The organism is Geopseudomonas sagittaria (genome assembly GCF_900115715.1).
In the GTDB taxonomy this organism is placed as follows: Bacteria; Pseudomonadota; Gammaproteobacteria; order Pseudomonadales; family Pseudomonadaceae; genus Geopseudomonas; species Geopseudomonas sagittaria.
On sequence record NZ_FOXM01000029.1, the window covers coordinates 11,978 to 29,070 of the forward strand.

Consider the following 17,093-nt stretch of genomic DNA (forward strand, 5'->3'; position numbering starts at 1 on the left):
GTTGTCGTGGGCGGGCCGTTCAGGCTTCGCCGCTCAGGCGGCAGCGGCTTTCCGGGCGGTCGTAGCCGAGGCTGTCGAGGTCGGTGAGCGGGTGCAGGAAGCCGTCCTGCGGCGAGGTGCTGACCAGTGCGCGCGGGTGCACCAGTGGGATCGGCTGGCGCAGCTGGCCGTTCCAGTCGCGGTAGCTGAGCTTGCGGCCCTTGAAGCCGTCCAGCGGCAGTTCGCCGGACAGCGCCAGCTGGCGGATCGCCTCCGGCTCGGCAGCCTTCAGCTTGCCGACCGCGGCGGCGATGCTGCGCACGGCGATCCAGGCGGCGAAGTCGCGGTCGTTCATCCAGCGCTTGGCATGCGCCTCGAAGCGCTTCTGCAGCTGGGCGGCGCCGTAGGTTTCCACCGTCTTGTGCCAGCCGGTCGGGGTCAGGCCCTGGGTGCCGGCCACCGGGCGCGGGTACCAGGTGTGGTAGGGCACGTACTCGCCGAAGTCGCCGCGCTCGTCGGCCACCAGCACCACGTCGTACTCGGCGGTCTGGGTGAACAGCGGCATCTCCGCCTGGGCGCTGCGCCGCTGGTCGTTGTCGAAGGTCCACGGCTTCTCGGCGACGATCTTCACCCCGAAGCGCTTGGCGGCGCGGCGCAGGGCGTCGGCGTAGGCCTGGTCGTCGGCGGTCGGGCCGGGGATCAGGAGGGCGCGGTTCCACTTGCGCGCGGCGAGGAACTGGCCGAGGGCGTCGGCGAGCATGGCGCGGCTGGGCAGGGTGTGCAGCAGGTTGGCCGCGCAGTGGTCGGTGCGCAGGCTGTCGTCGGCGCTGCCGGCGTTGAACAGCAGACTGTCCGGCAGCGCCGCAGCCAGCTGGCGCAGGCTGTCGGCCGGGGCGTTGACCACGAACAGGCGCAGGCCGCTGGCGTGCAGTTGCTGCGCCTGCGCCAGCAGGGCCGCGCCGCTGGCCGCCTCGACGGTCTCCAGGCGGTAGCTGTGCTTGAGGAAGCGCCCGGTGCTGTTGCTGTCGGCGATGGCCAGCTCGGCGCCGCGCAGGCCGGCGTCGACCGGCTCGGGGATGACGTTGGACAGCACCGGGCCGCGCTCCGGCGCATAGCCGAGGTAGCCGATGCGGATGTCGAGATTGGCGCTGGCGCTGGCGCTGGCCAGCAGGCCGAGGGCGGTGAACAGGCAGGGCAGCAGTGTGCGCATGGCAGCCTCCGATGGGGTTGCTGCCAGCTTAGGAAGGTCGAGGGGGCTGGCAAATATGCAGAAAGTAGCGCCGCACTGGTACCAAGGTACTGATTCGGCGCCGGGATGCAGCTTTTAGGATGGGGCCACAACAATTAAAGCTCCGGAGTCTTCGCCATGTCCCTGCTCAGAACCCTGTCCCTGCCCGCCCTGCTGATCCTCGGCATGGTCGGTTTCGATAGCGCCAGCGCCGCCGGCGACCTGACCCGCCGCAGCGAGGCGCTGCCCGACCTGGTGCTCGGCTCGGAAGCCAGCGACTACAGCATGTCGCAGACCGAGTACCAGCTGGAAACCGGCAAGGCCTACCAGCTGAAGATCATCGCCAGCGGGCGCAAGGAGTACGCCTTCCAGGCGCCGGAGCTGGCCACCTCCATCTACCTGCGCAAGGTCGAGGCCGGCGGCGTGGAGATCAAGGCGGTGACCCTCACCGAGCTGGAGTTCGAGGACGCCGGCGAGGCGGAGATCTACTTCGTGCCGATCAAGCCCGGCAAGTACCGCTTCTACGCCAAGGGCCTGGAAGGCAAGGGCATGCAGGGCGTGTTCGTGGTGCGCTAAGCATCCCGACCCGCGAGCGCTGAACCATGGCCGCGCCGCTTTCCGCCCTGGGCCGCGCCAGCCTGCTGGTCAGCGGCCTGTTCGTCGCCGTGCTGCTGGTCTGTCTGCTGCTGGTGCTGCGCCAGGCCGAGCTGGACATCCGCCGCGAACTGCAGGCCGCCGACAGTGTGGCGCGCTTTCTCGCCCTGCGCGCGGCGGACGATCCGGCGCTGCTCGACGCCAGCCTGACCGCCAACCTGCGTCATCTGGAGCTGGACTGGGGCGACGGCGCCAGCAGCGACATTGAGGACAACCCGCTGGGCGGCAATCCGCTGGGCGGCAACCCGCTGGCCGCCTGGCTGGCCGGGCGCTTCGCCGACCTGCCGGTGTACCGGCTGGTGCTGGCCGACGGCCGCAGCCTGAGCATCCGCGTCAGCCCCGCCGACGAACTGGAGGAGGTGTGGGAGTCGCTGCTGCAGCTGCTGGCGCTGTTCCTCGTCGCCTGGCTGCTGTGCCTGGGTGCCAGCGCCTGGCTGGTGCGCCGCGGCCTCCATCTGCTCACCGACGTGCTGCGCGCCCTGCAGGCGATCGCCGGCGGCGCGCTGGACACCCGCCTGCCGGCCTACGCCCAGCCTGAGGCGCGCCGCCTGGCCGGACAGGTCAACGCCATGGCCCAGGCCCTGCAGCAGGCCGGCGCCGACAACCAGGCGCTGACCGCCGCCCTGCTGGCCACCCAGGAGCGCGAGCGCACCCACCTGGCCCAGGCGCTGCACGACGACCTCGGCCAGATCCTCGCCGGCATGCGCGCCCAGCTGTATCTGCTCGGCGCCTGCCGTGACAGCCCGCAGCAGGTCGAGGCGATCAGCCAGCGCCTGCTGGAGACCAGCGAACAGATGCAGCAGAGCTTCCGCAGCCTGGTGCGTGACCTCTATCCGGTAGTGCTCGAGCGCCTCGGCCTCGGCGGGGCGGTGCGCCAGCACGTCGAGCAGTGGCAGGCGCAGCAGGGCGTGCCCTGCGTGCTGGAGCTGGACGAGGCGCTGCCGGTGCTCGGCGAGGAGGCGCGCGCCCACGTGTTCCGCCTGCTGCAGGAGGCGCTGACCAACGTCGCCCGGCATGCCGGCGCCAGCCGGGTGCGGGTCGGCCTGACCTGCCGCGGTGCGCTGCTGCAGCTGGAAGTGAGCGACGACGGCGGCGGCCTGCCGACGCCGCTGCGCGAGGGCGTCGGTCTGCGCTCGATGCGCGAACGGGCGCGCTGCCTCGGCGCCGCCCTGCAACTGCACGATGGCGAGCCCCGCGGCCTGCGCCTGTGCGTGGAGATTTCCTGGCGAGAGTGGGCGACATGAACATCCTGATAGTCGACGACCATGCGGTGGTGCGCCAGGGCTATGCCAGTCTGCTGGCGACCCTGCTCGATGACGTGAGCGTGCATGAGGCGGCCAGCGGCGAGGAGGCCCTGCAACGGGTTGCCCGCGACTGCCCGGAGCTGGTGATCCTCGACGTCGGCCTGCCCGGCATCAGCGGCCTGGAAACCGCGCGGCGCCTGCTGGCGCGCCAGCCGCAGCTGCGCGTGCTGTTCTTCAGCATGCACGACGAGCTGCCGGTGGTGCGCAAGGCGCTGGAAGCCGGCGCCAGCGGCTACCTGACCAAGAGCGCAGCGCCGCAGGTGCTGCTCGAGGCGGTACGCAAGGTGCTGGCCGGGCAGACCTACCTCGAGCACGGCCTGGCCACCGCGCTGGCCTGCGCCGGCAGCGACGGTCAGGACCCGCGCCTGCGCGGCATGACCCAGCGCGAGCTGGAGATCTTCGTCATGCTCGCCCGCGGCGTCGGCCTGCGGCAGATCGCCGAGCAGCTGTGCATCAGCGCCAAGACGGTGTCCAACTACCAGACCCTGCTGAAGAGCAAGCTGCAGGTCGCCAGCCAGGGCGAGCTGGTGCACCTGGCCATCGATACCGGGCTGCTGCGGGTCGGGCAGGCCGGGGCGTAGGCGCTCGCCGCTACCCCCTCACCCCCGGCCCCTCTCCCCGCGGGGAGAGGGGAGTGCGTCGCTGCGGCAGATCGCTGCCCGAGCGCAATGGCTTGGAGCGGGCGCGTCGGGCATGGCGCACCCTGCCTGCTCCCTCTCCCCCTTGGGGGAGGGCTGGGGACGGCCATGCGCTGCCCCACCGCAACCTCACTTTTCCCAATCCAGCGGACACTCCCTGCAGCCTTCCATGTTGGTGCCCTGGAAGGTGGCGTAGTGGCGGCGGGCGCCGGCGAGGTCGACGGCTGCCAGGTTGGCGTCGTTGACCTTGGCTTCCTGCAGGTTGGCGTCGCGCAGGCTGGCACCCTTGAGGTCGGCCTTGCTCAGCCAGGCCATTTCCAGGTTGGCGGCGGTGAGATTCGCATCGTGCAGGCGCGCCGCGGACAGGCGGGCGAATTCCAGGTTGGCGGCGGTCAGGTCGGCGCCGCTGAAGCGCGTGGCCTGGGCGTGCAGGGCCCAGCCGTTGATCGCCACCAGCCGCGCGCCAGAAAAGTCGGCCAGGCGCAGGTTGGCCTGCTGCAGGCTGGCGCGGGTCAGGTCGGCCTGGTGCAGTTTGGCCTTCTCCAGATTGGCTAGGTCCAGTTTGGCGTGACGCAGGTCGGCGCCGGAGAGATCGGCGCCGGCCAGGTTGATGCGGCGCAGGTCGAGATGGCGCAGGTCGGCCCCGCGCAGGTCGGCGCCGGGGCACTGGCTGTCCACCTCCAGGCGGCAGCCGTTGATCACGGTGACGCCCTCGTCGTCAGCCTGGGCGACGGCGCCGGCCAGCAGCAGGGCGAGGGGCAGGAGCGAGAGCAATGGCTTCATGGCGGATGTCCTGTAAGCGGGCAAAAAAGGCGGAGGCGCACGCGGGCGCCTCCGTAAAGGGCGCCGGGCTGCGGAGGGGAGCCCGGCGGTGGTCGTCCGCTCACGATTGCCCTGCACCAGGGCCGACAAATCGCAGGGCATGAGCGGATACCATTTCCTCAGCGCTGGGCAGTCTTGCTATCCCAGCTCGGCAGCTTGAATACCCAGAACGAGCCGCCCTGGGCGACCGGCTTGGTCAGCTCGGCCATGTCGCCGCCCCACAGCGGCACCGCGCCGCCGTAGCCGGCGGTCACGCCGATGTACTGCTCGCCGTCCTGCTCCCAAGTGATCGGCGGCGAGATGATTCCGGTGCCGACGTTGAACTGCCACAGCTCCTTGCCGTTCCTGGCGTCGAAGGCCTTGAAGTAGCCGTCGCCGGTGCCGGTGAACACCAGGTTGCCCTTGGTGGCCAGCACGCCGGCCCACAGCGGCAGCTTCTCCTTGTGTTCCCAGGCGACCTTGCCGGTGGTCGGGTTCATCGCGCGCAGGATGCCGACGTGGTCGTCGTACATACGCTTGATGCGAAAGCCCTGGCCGAGGTAGGCGGCGCCCTTCTTGTAGCTGACCTCCTCGGTCCAGTAGTCCTCCTTCCAGTGGTTGGCCGGCACGTAGAACAGGCCGGTGTCCTGGCTGTAGGCCATCGGGTTCCAGTTCTTGCCGCCGAGGAACGGCGGCGACACCTCGATCGACTTGCCGTGCTTCTCGCCCGGTGCCGGCGGGGCCGGGCGCTGGCCGGGGTTCTCCACCGGGCGGCCGGTCTTGAGGTCGATGTGGCTGGCCCAGGTGATGCCGTCGACGAACGGGAAGGCGTTCTGCAGCTTGCCGTTCTTGCGGTCGACCACGTAGAAGAAGCCGTTGCGGTCGGCGTGGGCGGTGGCCTTGACGGTCTTGCCGGCCTTGTCCTGGTAGTCGAACAGCACCAGCTCGTTGTTGCCGGAGAAGTCCCAGGCGTCGTTGGGGGTGTGCTGGTAGAACCACTTCACCTCGCCGGTGCTCGGGTCGACGCCGACCTGGCCGGAGGTGTACAGGCTGTCGAAGTCCTTCGGATCGCCGCCCTCGGCGGTGCGCGCCCAGCCGTTCCACGGCGCCGGGTTGCCGGCGCCGACGATGATGGTGTTGGTGGCCGGGTCGAAGCTGGCGCTCTGCCAGGGCGCGCCGCCGCCGTGGCTCCAGGCTTCCTTCTTGCCGGTCGGGTGGTTGGGATCGTCCGGCCAGGACGGCGCCTTGACGTCGCCGGTCGGGGTGCTGTCCTTGCCGTTCAGACGGCCCATGTGGCCCTCGACGAACGGGCGCATCCACACTTCTTCGCCGGTCTCCGGATCGCGGGCGAACAGCTGGCCGACCACGCCGAACTCGTCGCCGGAGCTGCCGTGGATCAGCAGCACCTTGCCGCTCTTGCCGTCCTTCACGATGGTCGGTGCGCCGGTCATGGTGTAGCCGGCGCCGTGGTCGCCGAACTTCTTCTTCCACACCACCTTGCCGGTGTCCTTGTTCAGCGCGACCACCGCGGCGTCGAGGGTGCCGAAGTAGATTTTGTCGCCGTAGATGGCGGCGCCGCGGTTGACCACGTCGCAGCACGGGCGGATGTCGTCGGGCAGGCGGTGGCTGTAGGTCCACAGGCGCTTGCCGGTCTTGGCGTCGAGGGCGAACACGCGCGAGTAGGAGCCGGTGACGTAGATCACCCCGTCGTGGACGATGGCCTGCGATTCCTGGCCGCGCTGCTTCTCGTCGCCGAAGGAGTAGGACCAGGCCGGGGTCAGCTTGAACACGTTGTCGGCGTTGACCTGCGCCAGCGGGCTGTAGCGCTGGGCGTGGGTGCCCATGCCGTACTGCAGCACGTCCTGGGTGCTGACATGGTCGTTGGCGATGTCTTCCCAGCTGACCCTCTTGGCCAGTGCCGGCAGGCCGATGCCCAGGCCCGCGGCGAGGATCAGACAGTGGATGGCGCGGCCCAGCGGACGCGGAGCGGAGGGCAGGATGTCTCTTGTTGTCATGGGGGCGGTGTCCCTGATCGGTGGTGGAAGGCTGCCGTGGGGCAGCCGCTCACCCCGATGGTGATCCCGGCCCGGTTCGCCGGATAGGGAAGCCTTCCCGCTGTGCTCGGGAAAAAATCCCTTTCGAATCAATGATTTGTTCTGCTACCAAGGACCCTGTCCGAAGGCCTGAACGGACCGCTTCCAAAGTCTCCTACCAAGGGAGTAGGGCTCGGGCACCAAAGCAGAATACTGATGGTGGCCGCTGCGTCCCTAAGATGCGATCAACGCATTCCCGTCCCGGAATGCTTCGCCTTGCACCGCATCGAAACGAGGTACCGTCATGAACAACAAGAAACTGCTGCACGCCCTGCTGGCCTCCCTCGCGCTGGGCGCCGCCACCCAGGTCCTGGCTCATGGCGACGTGACGCCGCAGGCCGTCAATACCGCCGAGCTGGAGCAGCTGGGCGAGGAATGGCGTGACGAGAACCCCTACCGCGCGCCCTCCGAGCACAACGCCAAGGCCGTGGAGATCGGCTCCTCCGCCTACACCCAGAACTGCGCGCGCTGCCACGGCCTGGAAGCCGTCTCCGGCGGCATCGCCCCGGACCTGCGCTACCTGGACGCCGGCATCGAGGGCGACGAGTGGTACAAGGAGCGGGTGATCAACGGCGCGGTGCGCGACGGTCGCGTGTACATGCCGAAGATGGCCGACTACCTCAGCCAGGAATCGCTGTGGGCCATCCGCAGCTACCTGGAAAGCGTCGCCGTCGAGGAGTAAGCCGCCATGCGCCTGCTGATCCTGGTGTTGTGCAGTCTGCTGACGCTTGCCCAGGTCGCGCAGGCGCAGGTTCGACCGTTCGACGACATCGTCGCCTCGGGCGTGCTCAAGGTGGCGGTGTACGAGAACTTCCCGCCCTACAGCTTCCAGGAGGACGGCCAGGCCCGCGGCGTCGACGTCGAGCTGGCGCAGCAGCTGGCTGCCAGCCAGGGGCTCAAGCTCGAGCTGATGTGGATGACGCCGGGCGAGAAGCTCGACGACGATCTGCGCAACTTCGTCTGGAAGGGCCACTACCTGCGCCCCGAGGAACTCGCCGACGTGATGCTGCGGGTGCCCTACGACCGCGAGTTCTCCTACAAGCGCAACGAGCTGGGCGAGATGGTCAACGAGCTGGTGGTGATGTTCGCCCCCTACCAGCGCGAGCGCTGGCAGGTGGCCCACGACGCCCGCCGCCTGAAGGAAGTGCCCAGCGTCGCGGTGTTCGCCTATCACCCGATCGGCGTCGAGGTGGACAGCGTGCCGTCGTTCTACCTCAGTGCCGCCTTCGGCGGGCGCATGAGCCGCAACACCCGCCACTACCCGAGCCCGCCGCTGGCCTTCGCCGCCATGCGCGAGGGTAAGGTGGACGCGGTGATGGCCATGCGCGGCGAGATCGACTGGCTGCTCCACGAGGCCGGCGACCCGCAGCTCAAGGCGGCGGAAAACGCCTATCCGGAAATGGGCCGCCAGCAGTGGGACATCGGCATGGCGGTGCACGAGAGCAATCGCCAGCTGGCCTACGCCCTGGAGGGCGGGCTGGTCGAGCTGATCGGCTCCGGCGAACTGGCGAAGATCTACGCCCGCTACGGCCTGCGCTACGAGGTGCCGGAGCTGTACGAAGGCGAGGTGCAGGCGCAGACCCACGGCGAGTGATGGGGGAATGATCGCTCCCACGCTCCCGCGTGGGAGTGTGTCCGGGGACGCTCCGCGTCCCGTGGGCATCATCCAGTCAGAGGACGGGAGGCAGGGAATGACCATACGTAGCATGGGCCTGGCGCTGGGCTGGCTGCTGCTGAGCAGTCCGGCCTGGGCCGGCGATGCCGATCCGCTGCAGTCGCCGATGTGGAGCTTCCACCAGACGCGCTTCCTCGGCGCGGCGCCCTACGAGTTCGACGAGCGGGTGGTGCTGACCGCGCCGCCGTTCGCCGAGGACTCGCGCCAGGTGCCGATCAGCATCGACGCCACGGCTCTGGGCCAGGAAGTGGTGCGCATCGTCGCCTGGGCCGAACTCAATCCCATCGCGCAGATCTTCAGCTTCTTCCCCGAAGGTCCGGTGGCGCCGCGCATCGCCCTCAACATCCGCGTCGAGCAGGCCACCCCGCTGCGCGCCGCGGTGCTGACCCGCGACGGCGTCTGGCACGTCGGTTCGACCCGCGTCGACGCCGCCGGCGGCGGCTGCACCGCGCCCAGCGCCGTGCGCGCCCAGGCCGGCTGGGAGGAGCACCTCGGCGAGATCTTCGGCGCGCGTTTCCCGGCCGGGGAGGGCAGCCGCCTGCGCCTGCGCGTGGCGCACCCGATGGACAACGGCCTGTCCGGCGGCATCCCCGAGTTCTTCATCGAGCGCGCCGAGCTGCGCGGCAACGACGGCTCGGTGCTGGCCAGCCTGGAGCTGCACCCCTCGGTCAGCGAGAACCCGACCCTGACCCTGCAGCTGGGCGAGGCGGACGCCGGAGCGCGCCTGTGGCTGCGCGACAACAACGGCAACGAGTTCGAGGCGGCGTTCTGAGCCGGCGATCTTGAAAGGAGGCACCATGCGACTGTTGAGCCTGCTTGTGGCGATCTTCCTCAGCCTGCCGCTGGTCGCGGCCGAACTGGCCTACGACCTGCAGCCCCGGCAGATCGCCGCGGACACCTGGCTGCTGGAGGGCAGCACGGAGAACTTCGCGGCGAGCAACGGCGGCAACATCGTCAACGTGGCGTTCATCGTCACCGAGGCCGGGGTGGTGCTGATCGATACCGGCATCTCGAAACGCTACGGCGAGGCCCTGCGCGCCGCCATCGGCCGGGTCACCGACCGACCGATCGCCCTGGTGATCAACACCCACCACCACCCCGACCACGTGTTCGGCAACCAGGCCTTCAGCGACGTGCCCATCGCATCCTTGCCCCGCACCCGCGAGCTGCTCGCCGAGCAGGGCGGCGCCTTCGCCGACAACATGTACCGCCTGCTCGGCGACTGGATGCGCGGCACCGAGGTGCTGCTGCCGGGCGAAACGCTGGAGCCCGGCGTGCGCGAGATCGGCGGCCATCGCCTGCAGCTGCTGGCCTTCAGCGGCCACACCGGCGCCGACCTGGCGATCTTCGACCAGACCACCGGCGTGCTGTTCGCCGCCGACCTGGTGTTCTACCATCGCGCGCTGACCACCCCGCAGACGCCGGGCCTGGACGTCTGGCTGGCCGATCTGGCCGCGCTGGAGAAGCTGCCGTACAAACTGCTGGTTCCGGGTCACGGTCCGCTCGCCACGGGGCGTGAACCCTTCGCGCAGATGCGCGACTACCTCGGCTGGCTCGATGGCCTGCTGCGCGAGGCGGTGGCCGAGGGCAAGGACATGAACGAGGCGATGCGCGCGCCGATTCCCGAACGCTTCGCCGCCATCAGCCTGACCCGCTTCGAGCTGATCCGCACGGTCAGCCACCTGTACCCCAGGTACGAGGCGCAGGTGTTTCGGCGGGTGGACGCGGGGGAGTAGTCCGCGCTTGCCTGGTCGATGGGTGGAGCAACGCGATACCCATCACGCCATCACTGCTCATCCCCATTCGCCGCGAATCCCATTCGTTCCTTCATCGCTTCCCGCCAATCCCTTGGATAGCGGCCATTGCGCACCTCGCGATGAAACGTCGAGTACGGCCAGTCGGCCGCCTCGCGGATCAGGCAGCCGGTCTCGACCGGCTGCGAGGCAACCAGATGCAGGCGGGTGAGCGTCTCGCCGCGAAAGAACGCCACATACCACCAGCCGTCGTCGGCCGGCAGGTGCAGGTCCTGCAGCGCGACGAGCTGGGGCGATCCGGCAGTGGCGACGCGGCGCGCGTCGTAGGAGTGGAACAGGCAGACGCTGGTCTCGCCGGCCTGCAGCAGGGCGCGCGGATCGCGGGCCGCGCCGTCCTCCAGCTGGCGGCGCAGTTCGTCCGGCGGGGTCAGTTCGTCGATCCGCGCGGCGCGCAGGTATTCGCCGAGCACGAACAGGGCGACCGCCAGAATGGCCAGCAGCCACGGCGACCAGAGGATCAGCAGGGCGAGCCACAGGGGAAACCGGTAGCGCCTGCGCAGCCGCACGGCGACGGCGCTGGCGGTCGCCGCAACGATCGTCCAGAGAATAATCAAGGCTAGCAGCATGCAGTCCCTCCATGGTGGGCACACTTGAGCGCGGCAAGGTTAAGCGATTTCGCCGCTCGTTGCCGCCTTGTCGCCCCGTCCGTCGCTGACTAGGGTTCATGGCAGTCGGCACGGGGTGCCACCCGAAGCGAGGCGCGTTATGGCGGGCTCTCAGGTTGCGATTGTCGCGGTGCTGCTGGCTGCCCTGACCCTGTTTCTCTGGGGCCGCTGGCGGCACGATCTGGTCGCGATGGCGGCGCTGCTGGCCTGCGTGCTGCTCGGCCTGGTACCGGTGGAGGAGGCCTTCGCCGGCTTCGGGCACCCGGCGGTGATCACCGTCGCTTGCGTGCTGGTGCTCGGCCATGGCCTGCAGAGCAGCGGCGCGGTGGACATCCTGGCGCAGCGCCTGCTGCCCGGCGGCGTCGGGCCGACGGCCAGCCTGCTGGCGCTGCTGGTGTTGGCCGCGGTGCTGTCGGGGTTCATGAACAATGTCGGCGCCCTGGCGTTGCTGATGCCGATCGCCCTGCAGATGGCGGCGAAACACCAGCTGGCGCCGGGCAGGGTGCTGATGCCGCTGTCCTTCGCCTCGATCCTCGGCGGCATGACCACGCTGATCGGCACGCCGCCCAACCTGATCGTCTCCGGCTACCGCGAGGCCAGCGGACTGGGCGGCTTCGCCATGTTTGACTTCGCCCCGGTGGGCCTGGCCGTGGCGCTGTTCGGTGTGCTGTTCATCGGTCTGCTCGGCTGGCGCTGGGTGCCCACGCATGGTCCGGCCGCCAGTGGCGGCTTCGAGAGCGAAGCCTATCTCAGCGAGGTGAGCATTACCGAGGGCAGCAAGGCCGCCAACAAGACCCTGCACGAGGTCGAGCAGATGCTCGACGAGGCCGAGGCGCAGATCGTCGGCCTGGTGCGCCATGACATTCGGGTGGTCGCGCCCGGCCCGCGTCGGCGGCTGCACGCGGGGGACATCCTGATCGTCGAGGTCGAGCCGGAGTCGCTGGCCAAGGTCTTGTCCAGCCTAGGCCTGCATCTGGTCGAGGATGTGCCGGCGCCGCCGCCGGAGAGCGCGGCGAGCGCCGGGACTGCCGAGAGCGCCGAGACCGAACCAGCCGGCCGCCCGCCGCTGGTCGACGGCCAGCGCGTGGCGGAAGAGGGGCAGGCTGCTGCCCAGCAAGCGCCCAGGGAGGCCGCGAGGAGCGGTGCGGAGGAGGTGGTGATCCAGGAGCTGGTGGTGATGCCCGGCTCGTCGCTGATCCGCCGCTCGGCCACCGACGTGGAGCTGCGCAGCCGCTACGGCATCAATCTGCTGGCCATCTCGCGTCAGGGTCTGCGCATGATCCGCCGCCTGCGCTCGACGCCGGTCCGTGCCGGCGATGTGCTGCTGATGCAGGGCGGCAACGAGGCGCTGGCCGGCTTTGCCGGGCAGTTCGGCTGTTTGCCGCTGGCGCCGCGCGACATCCGCGTGCCCAGGCAGGGTCAGGCGCTGCTCGCCGGCCTGGTGATGGCCCTGAGCGTGGCCGTCGCTGCCAGCGACCTGCTGCCGCCGGCGCTGGCCTTTGCCGCCGGTGCGCTGGCCTTCGCCGTGCTCGGCATAGTGCCGCCGCGCTCGCTGTACACGGCGATTGACTGGCCGGTGATCGTGCTGCTCGGTGCGATGCTGCCGGTGGCTGATGCGATGCTGAGCAGCGGCGCGGCCGGCAGTATCGCCCGCTTCCTGCTCGACTACCTGGCGCGCGGCGACGCGGTACTGGCCCTGGTGCTGTTGCTGGTGGTGACCATGTTCCTCTCCGATCTGATGAACAACGCCGCCACCGCCGCGGTGATGTGCCCGATCGCCCTCAGCAGCGCCCAGCTGCTGGCGGTGAATGCCGATGCCTTCCTGATGGCCATCGCGGTGGGCGCCTCCTGCGCCTTCCTCACTCCCATCGGCCACCAGAACAACACCCTGATCCTCGGCCCTGGCGGCCTGCGCTTCGGCGACTTCTGGCGCCTGGGGCTGGCGTTGGAGGTGATCGTGGTGGCGGTGGGGGTGCCCATGCTGCTGTGGGTCTGGCCGCTGTAAGGTGCCGCCGTGCGGGCCTTGCGGCGGGGTATTGCTACCAAGGAAGCATGTCTTTGCCCCCTGCGATCAATTGTTGCGCTACCCCCTGCGGCGAAGAATTCCCTGCAGACCGGGAAAAATTCCCGGCGATAACAATGAACCCGCAGAGGTAGCCGCAATGAATCACTCCGGTCTCACCCATTCTTTTGCCCGGACCGCCCTGAGCCTCGCGCTGGTGCTGTCCGGCATGTCGGCCTGGGCCGTCACCGACGACGAAATTCTCAAGGACGCCCAGACCCCCGACCAGATCGTCACCAACGGCATGGGCCTGCAGGGGCAGCGCTACAGCACCCTGGATGCCCTCAACGCCAACAACGTCAAGGAGCTGCGCCCGGTGTGGGGCTTCTCCTTCGGTGGCGAGAAGCAGCGCGGCCAGCAGGCCCAGCCGCTGGTCAAGGATGGCGTGATGTTCCTGACCGCCTCCTACTCGCGGGTGTTCGCGGTGGACGCGCGCACCGGCAAGGAGCTGTGGCAGTACGATGCGCGCCTGCCCGACGGCATCATGCCGTGCTGCGACGTGATCAACCGCGGTGTCGCCCTGTACGGCGACCTGGTGATCTTCGGCACCCTCGACGCCAAGCTGGTTGCCCTCAACAAGGACACCGGCAAGGTGGTGTGGAAGAAGACCGTGGCCGACTACAAGGCCGGTTACTCGATCACCGCCGCGCCGCTGGTGGTCAACGGCAAGCTGATCACCGGCGTGTCCGGTGGCGAGTTCGGCGTGGTCGGCAAGATCGAGGCCTACAACCCGAGCAACGGCGAGCTGCTGTGGACCCGTCCGACCGTGGAAGGCCACATGGGCTATGTCTACAAGGACGGCAAGAAGGTTGAGCACGGCGTCACCGGCGGCGAGGCCGGCAAGTCCTGGCCGGGTGACCTGTGGAAGACCGGCGGTGCGGCGCCGTGGCTGGGCGGCTACTACGACCCGGAAACCAACCAGCTGCTGTTCGGCACCGGCAACCCGGCGCCGTGGAACTCGCACCTGCGCCCCGGCGACAACCTCTACTCGTCCTCGCGCCTGGCGCTGAACCCGGACGACGGCACCATCAAGTGGCACTTCCAGACCACCCCGCACGACGGCTGGGACTACGACGGCGTCAACGAGCTGGTCTCCTTCAACTACCAGGACGGCGGCAAGACCGTGAAGGCGGCGGCCACCGCCGACCGCAACGGCTTCTTCTACGTGCTCGATCGCACCAACGGCAAGTTCATCCGCGGCTTCCCGTTCGTCGACAAGATCACCTGGGCCAAGGGCCTGGACAAGAACGGTCGGCCAATCTACGACGACGCCAACCGTCCGGGCTCGCCGAACGACGCCGGCGCGCAGGGCAAGACGGTCACCGTGGCGCCGTCGTTCCTCGGCGGCAAGAACTGGATGCCGATGGCCTACAGCCAGGACACCGGGCTGTTCTACGTGCCGTCCAACGAGTGGAGCATGGACATCTGGAACGAAGGCACCGCCTACAAGAAGGGCGCGGCCTACCTGGGCGCCGGCTTCACCATCCACCCGCTCAACGAGGACTACATCGGCGTGCTGCGCGCCATCGACCCGAAGACCGGCAAGGAAGTCTGGCGCTACAAGAACTACGCGCCGCTGTGGGGCGGCGTGCTGGCCACCAAGGGCAACCTGGTGTTCACCGGTAACCCGGAAGGCTACCTGATGGCCTTCGACGCCAAGACCGGCAAGAAACTCTACGAGTTCAACACCGGCTCGGGCGTGATCGGCTCGCCGATCACCTGGGAGATGGACGGCGAGCAGTACGTCTCCGTGCTGTCCGGCTGGGGCGGCGCCGTGCCGCTGTGGGGCGGCGAGGTGGCCAAGCGCATCAAGGACTTCAACCAGGGCGGCATGGTGTGGACCTTCAAGCTGCCCAAGGAAGTGGCGGCGGTTGCCAAGCGCTGATCTGATCCAGGGCGCGTCACACAGGGGGCCGGCTTAATGCCGGCCCTTTCGTTTCTGGCGCCGCCGGCCATGTCTTAGGCATCGGGGCTAAAGTCTGGCGGCCGCTGGTCGATGGATACTTATGCGGCTTTGCGACCTGGGCCGTGATTGCGCCGGTGGGCCTGCAGTGCCTGCCGGGCTACGAAAACTACAAGAAAAGAACAATGCAGTGCCACCCGGCGGTCAGCAGGAATGCCCGGCATGCCGCTGCCGCCGTCCCCGTGGTGGCCCGCCTCCAGCAAGGAGTTGCCATGTCATCCGATTTTTCCCGTTCCGCACTGATGCGTCTGGCCCAGGGAGGGCTGGCCGTCATGTCGGTCGCCGCCCTGAGCATGGGCTGGCTGCCCCTCTGGTTGTGCCTGCTCCTGCTGCTCCTGTTGCCCTGGCTGCCGTTGGCCTGGCGCCGCTGGCGTTCCGGCAGTGGCACGGCGGCCGCTGTCGATGTCGGCAAGCTGGCCCGCGAGCTGTCCTTTTCGGTCAGTCACAATGCCCTGTCGGCGGCAGGAGTGGCCTATTCGGTGCAGCACCTGGCCGCGCGGGTCGAGTCGCAGGTCGATGCCGCCGCGCGCATCGTCGGCAATGCCGAGATGATGATTGCCACCGAGGCGCAGACCGCGGCGCTCAGTCGCCAGGCGGTGGAGGCCGCCATCGAGGCGCGGCAGAGCAGCGATGCCGGCCGCCGTGTGCTGGTCGACACCATCGGCCGCATGCAGCAGCTGCGCCAGCAGGCCGGCGCCAGCCGCGAACTGATCGAGGCGCTGAACCGGCGCAGCGCGGAGATCCAGCGGGTCACCGGGGTGATCCAGGAGATCGCCAGCCAGACCAACCTGCTGGCGCTCAACGCGGCCATCGAGGCGGCGCGCGCCGGCGAGCATGGCCGCGGTTTCGCCGTGGTGGCCGGCGAGGTGCGCAGCCTGGCCGGGCGCACCGCGGCGGCGACCGCCGAGGTGGGCACGATGATCGGCGAGATCCAGCGCCAGACCGGCGAGGTGGTCGAGCAGATCCGCAGTCTGTCCGCCGAACTGGTCACCGGGGTGGCCGAGGTCGAGCGCGCCGGCCAGCACCTGGACAGCATCGCCGCGCTGTCGATCGGCGTGGAACAGCAGATCAGCGAAATTGCCGCCGGTTCGGACAACAATCGCTGCCAGCTGGGTAGCCTGTTCGAGGCGGTGGGGCAGATGCGCAGCGACCTGGCGGTCAGCGACGAGCAGACCCGGCGCCTGGAGGGCGAGGCGGTGAAGCTGGAGGAGTTGACCGAGACCATCAGCGAGCAGTTGGCCGCGGTGGCCCTCGACGACTACCACCAGCGCGTCTACGACCTGGCGCGCGAGGGGGCCCTGGAAATCGCCCGGCAGTTCGAGGCGGCGATCAAGGGCGGCCGGATCAGCCTGGATGATCTGTTCGACCGCCGCTACCAGCCGATTCCCGGCACCCATCCGCAGAAGTACGCCACCCGCTTCGACCGCTTTACCGATGAGGTCCTGCCGGCGATCCAGGAGCCGCTGCTGAGTCGTCACGAGGGCGTGGTGTTCGCCATCGCCTGCACCCCGGATGGCTATGTGCCGACCCACAACCGGGCGTTCAGCCAGCCGCTGACCGGCGATGCGCAGCTGGACATGGCGCACAGCCGCAGCAAGCGGCTGTTCACCGACCGCACCGGGATCCGCTGCGGCAGCCACCAGCAGGCGCTGCTGATGCAGACCTACACCCGCGATACCGGCGAGCTGATGCACGACCTGTCGGTGCCGATCTTCATCCAGGGCCGGCACTGGGGCGGCCTGCGCCTGGGCTACCAGCCGGAAACCGTGGTGTCGGCTAGCGCGCGACAATCCGCTCCCGTCGCGGCCTGAGTCGCACCCTGGAGGCCGGCCCGTGCCGGCGCCTTGCGCTTTGGCCGGGTGCGTGCCAACTTTCAGCGGCCGTTACTACCAAATAACGAGCTTCTGCATTCCAACGGCGCATACCGGCGCCGTGCGCTGACTGACACCATCAACCCACAGTCCGCGCAGAACCAGAACCAGTCCGGACCGCAACAATAAAAGAGAGGCCATGAGCATGATCTACGCACAACCGGGTACCGCTGGCGCCATCCTTTCCCTCAAGCCGCGCTACGGCAACTTCATCAATGGTGAGTTCGTCGCGCCGGTCAAGGGCCAGTACTTCACCAACACCTCGCCGGTCACCGGCGAAGTGATCGCCGAATTCCCCCGCTCCGATGCTGCCGACATCGAGCTGGCGCTGGACGCCGCGCATGCCGCCGCCGACGCCTGGGGCCGCACCTCGGTGCAGGACCGCTCCAACCTGCTGCTGAAGATC

15 protein-coding genes are annotated in these 17,093 nt (G+C 69.0%); 11 read left to right on the forward strand and 4 right to left on the reverse strand.

What is annotated here, in order from left to right:
- Window positions 1–19 precede the first annotated feature (19 nt).
- Window positions 20–1,189 (reverse strand): ABC transporter substrate-binding protein, encoded by a 1,170-nt coding sequence (locus BM297_RS20695; protein WP_092435583.1) that lies wholly within the window; start codon window positions 1,187–1,189, stop codon window positions 20–22.
- 156 nt (window positions 1,190–1,345) lie between these two features.
- Between BM297_RS20695 and BM297_RS20700 the strand changes: the two genes are divergently transcribed.
- From BM297_RS20700 to BM297_RS20710, 3 genes are read left to right on the forward strand one after another with little or no spacing between them, the layout of a single operon-like run.
- Window positions 1,346–1,783: a cupredoxin domain-containing protein gene (locus tag BM297_RS20700; protein WP_092435586.1), complete on the forward strand. Its 438-nt coding sequence runs from the start codon at window positions 1,346–1,348 to the stop codon at window positions 1,781–1,783.
- 26 nt (window positions 1,784–1,809) lie between these two features.
- Complete coding sequence (locus tag BM297_RS20705; RefSeq protein ID WP_092435589.1) at window positions 1,810–3,105, forward strand: HAMP domain-containing sensor histidine kinase; 1,296 nt, start codon at window positions 1,810–1,812, stop codon at window positions 3,103–3,105.
- Window positions 3,102–3,746, forward strand: coding sequence for a response regulator (locus BM297_RS20710; protein ID WP_092435592.1), 645 nt, complete (start codon window positions 3,102–3,104; stop codon window positions 3,744–3,746). Before BM297_RS20705 ends, BM297_RS20710 begins: the two co-directional genes overlap by 4 nt.
- 186 nt (window positions 3,747–3,932) lie before the next feature.
- Here the strand turns inward: BM297_RS20710 and BM297_RS20715 are convergent, their stop codons facing one another.
- Window positions 3,933–4,586, reverse strand: a complete 654-nt coding sequence (locus tag BM297_RS20715) for a pentapeptide repeat-containing protein (RefSeq protein ID WP_092435594.1) — start codon at window positions 4,584–4,586, stop codon at window positions 3,933–3,935.
- A gap of 158 nt (window positions 4,587–4,744) precedes the next feature.
- Window positions 4,745–6,619 (reverse strand): quinoprotein ethanol dehydrogenase, encoded by a 1,875-nt coding sequence (exaA, locus tag BM297_RS20720; RefSeq protein WP_092435598.1) that lies wholly within the window; start codon window positions 6,617–6,619, stop codon window positions 4,745–4,747.
- Window positions 6,620–6,941: 322 nt separating this feature from the next.
- Here exaA and pedF point away from each other — a divergent pair, with 322 nt between their 5' ends.
- The 4 genes from pedF (at window position 6,942) to BM297_RS20740 (ending at window position 10,108) form a co-directional block, all read left to right on the forward strand.
- A complete protein-coding gene (pedF, locus tag BM297_RS20725; RefSeq protein ID WP_092435601.1) occupies window positions 6,942–7,379 on the forward strand; it encodes a cytochrome c-550 PedF in 438 nt (145 codons plus the stop codon).
- A gap of 6 nt (window positions 7,380–7,385) precedes the next feature.
- Window positions 7,386–8,291 (forward strand): substrate-binding periplasmic protein, encoded by a 906-nt coding sequence (locus BM297_RS20730; RefSeq protein WP_092435604.1) that lies wholly within the window; start codon window positions 7,386–7,388, stop codon window positions 8,289–8,291.
- 112 nt (window positions 8,292–8,403) lie between these two features.
- Window positions 8,404–9,144, forward strand: coding sequence for a quinoprotein dehydrogenase-associated SoxYZ-like carrier (locus tag BM297_RS20735; RefSeq protein WP_175526708.1), 741 nt, complete (start codon window positions 8,404–8,406; stop codon window positions 9,142–9,144).
- 25 nt (window positions 9,145–9,169) lie between these two features.
- Window positions 9,170–10,108 (forward strand): quinoprotein relay system zinc metallohydrolase 1, encoded by a 939-nt coding sequence (locus tag BM297_RS20740; protein WP_092435610.1) that lies wholly within the window; start codon window positions 9,170–9,172, stop codon window positions 10,106–10,108.
- 50 nt (window positions 10,109–10,158) lie between these two features.
- Here BM297_RS20740 and BM297_RS20745 read toward each other — a convergent pair whose 3' ends face one another.
- A complete protein-coding gene (locus BM297_RS20745) occupies window positions 10,159–10,752 on the reverse strand; it encodes a hypothetical protein (protein ID WP_092435614.1) in 594 nt (197 codons plus the stop codon).
- A 139-nt stretch (window positions 10,753–10,891) separates the two neighbouring features.
- On the opposite strand from BM297_RS20745, the gene BM297_RS20750 reads away from it, so the two are divergent.
- The 4 genes from BM297_RS20750 to BM297_RS20765 form a co-directional block, all read left to right on the forward strand.
- Complete coding sequence (locus tag BM297_RS20750) at window positions 10,892–12,796, forward strand: SLC13 family permease (protein WP_092435617.1); 1,905 nt, start codon at window positions 10,892–10,894, stop codon at window positions 12,794–12,796.
- 157 nt (window positions 12,797–12,953) lie between these two features.
- Window positions 12,954–14,738 carry a PQQ-dependent methanol/ethanol family dehydrogenase gene (locus BM297_RS20755; protein ID WP_092435620.1) on the forward strand — a complete coding sequence of 595 codons (1,785 nt, stop codon included), beginning with the start codon at window positions 12,954–12,956 and terminating at the stop codon, window positions 14,736–14,738.
- A 290-nt stretch (window positions 14,739–15,028) separates the two neighbouring features.
- Window positions 15,029–16,627, forward strand: coding sequence for a methyl-accepting chemotaxis protein (locus tag BM297_RS20760; protein ID WP_092435623.1), 1,599 nt, complete (start codon window positions 15,029–15,031; stop codon window positions 16,625–16,627).
- Window positions 16,628–16,832: 205 nt separating this feature from the next.
- The coding region (locus BM297_RS20765; RefSeq protein ID WP_139231105.1) for an aldehyde dehydrogenase family protein at window positions 16,833–17,093 on the forward strand (261 nt) is incomplete at its 3' end.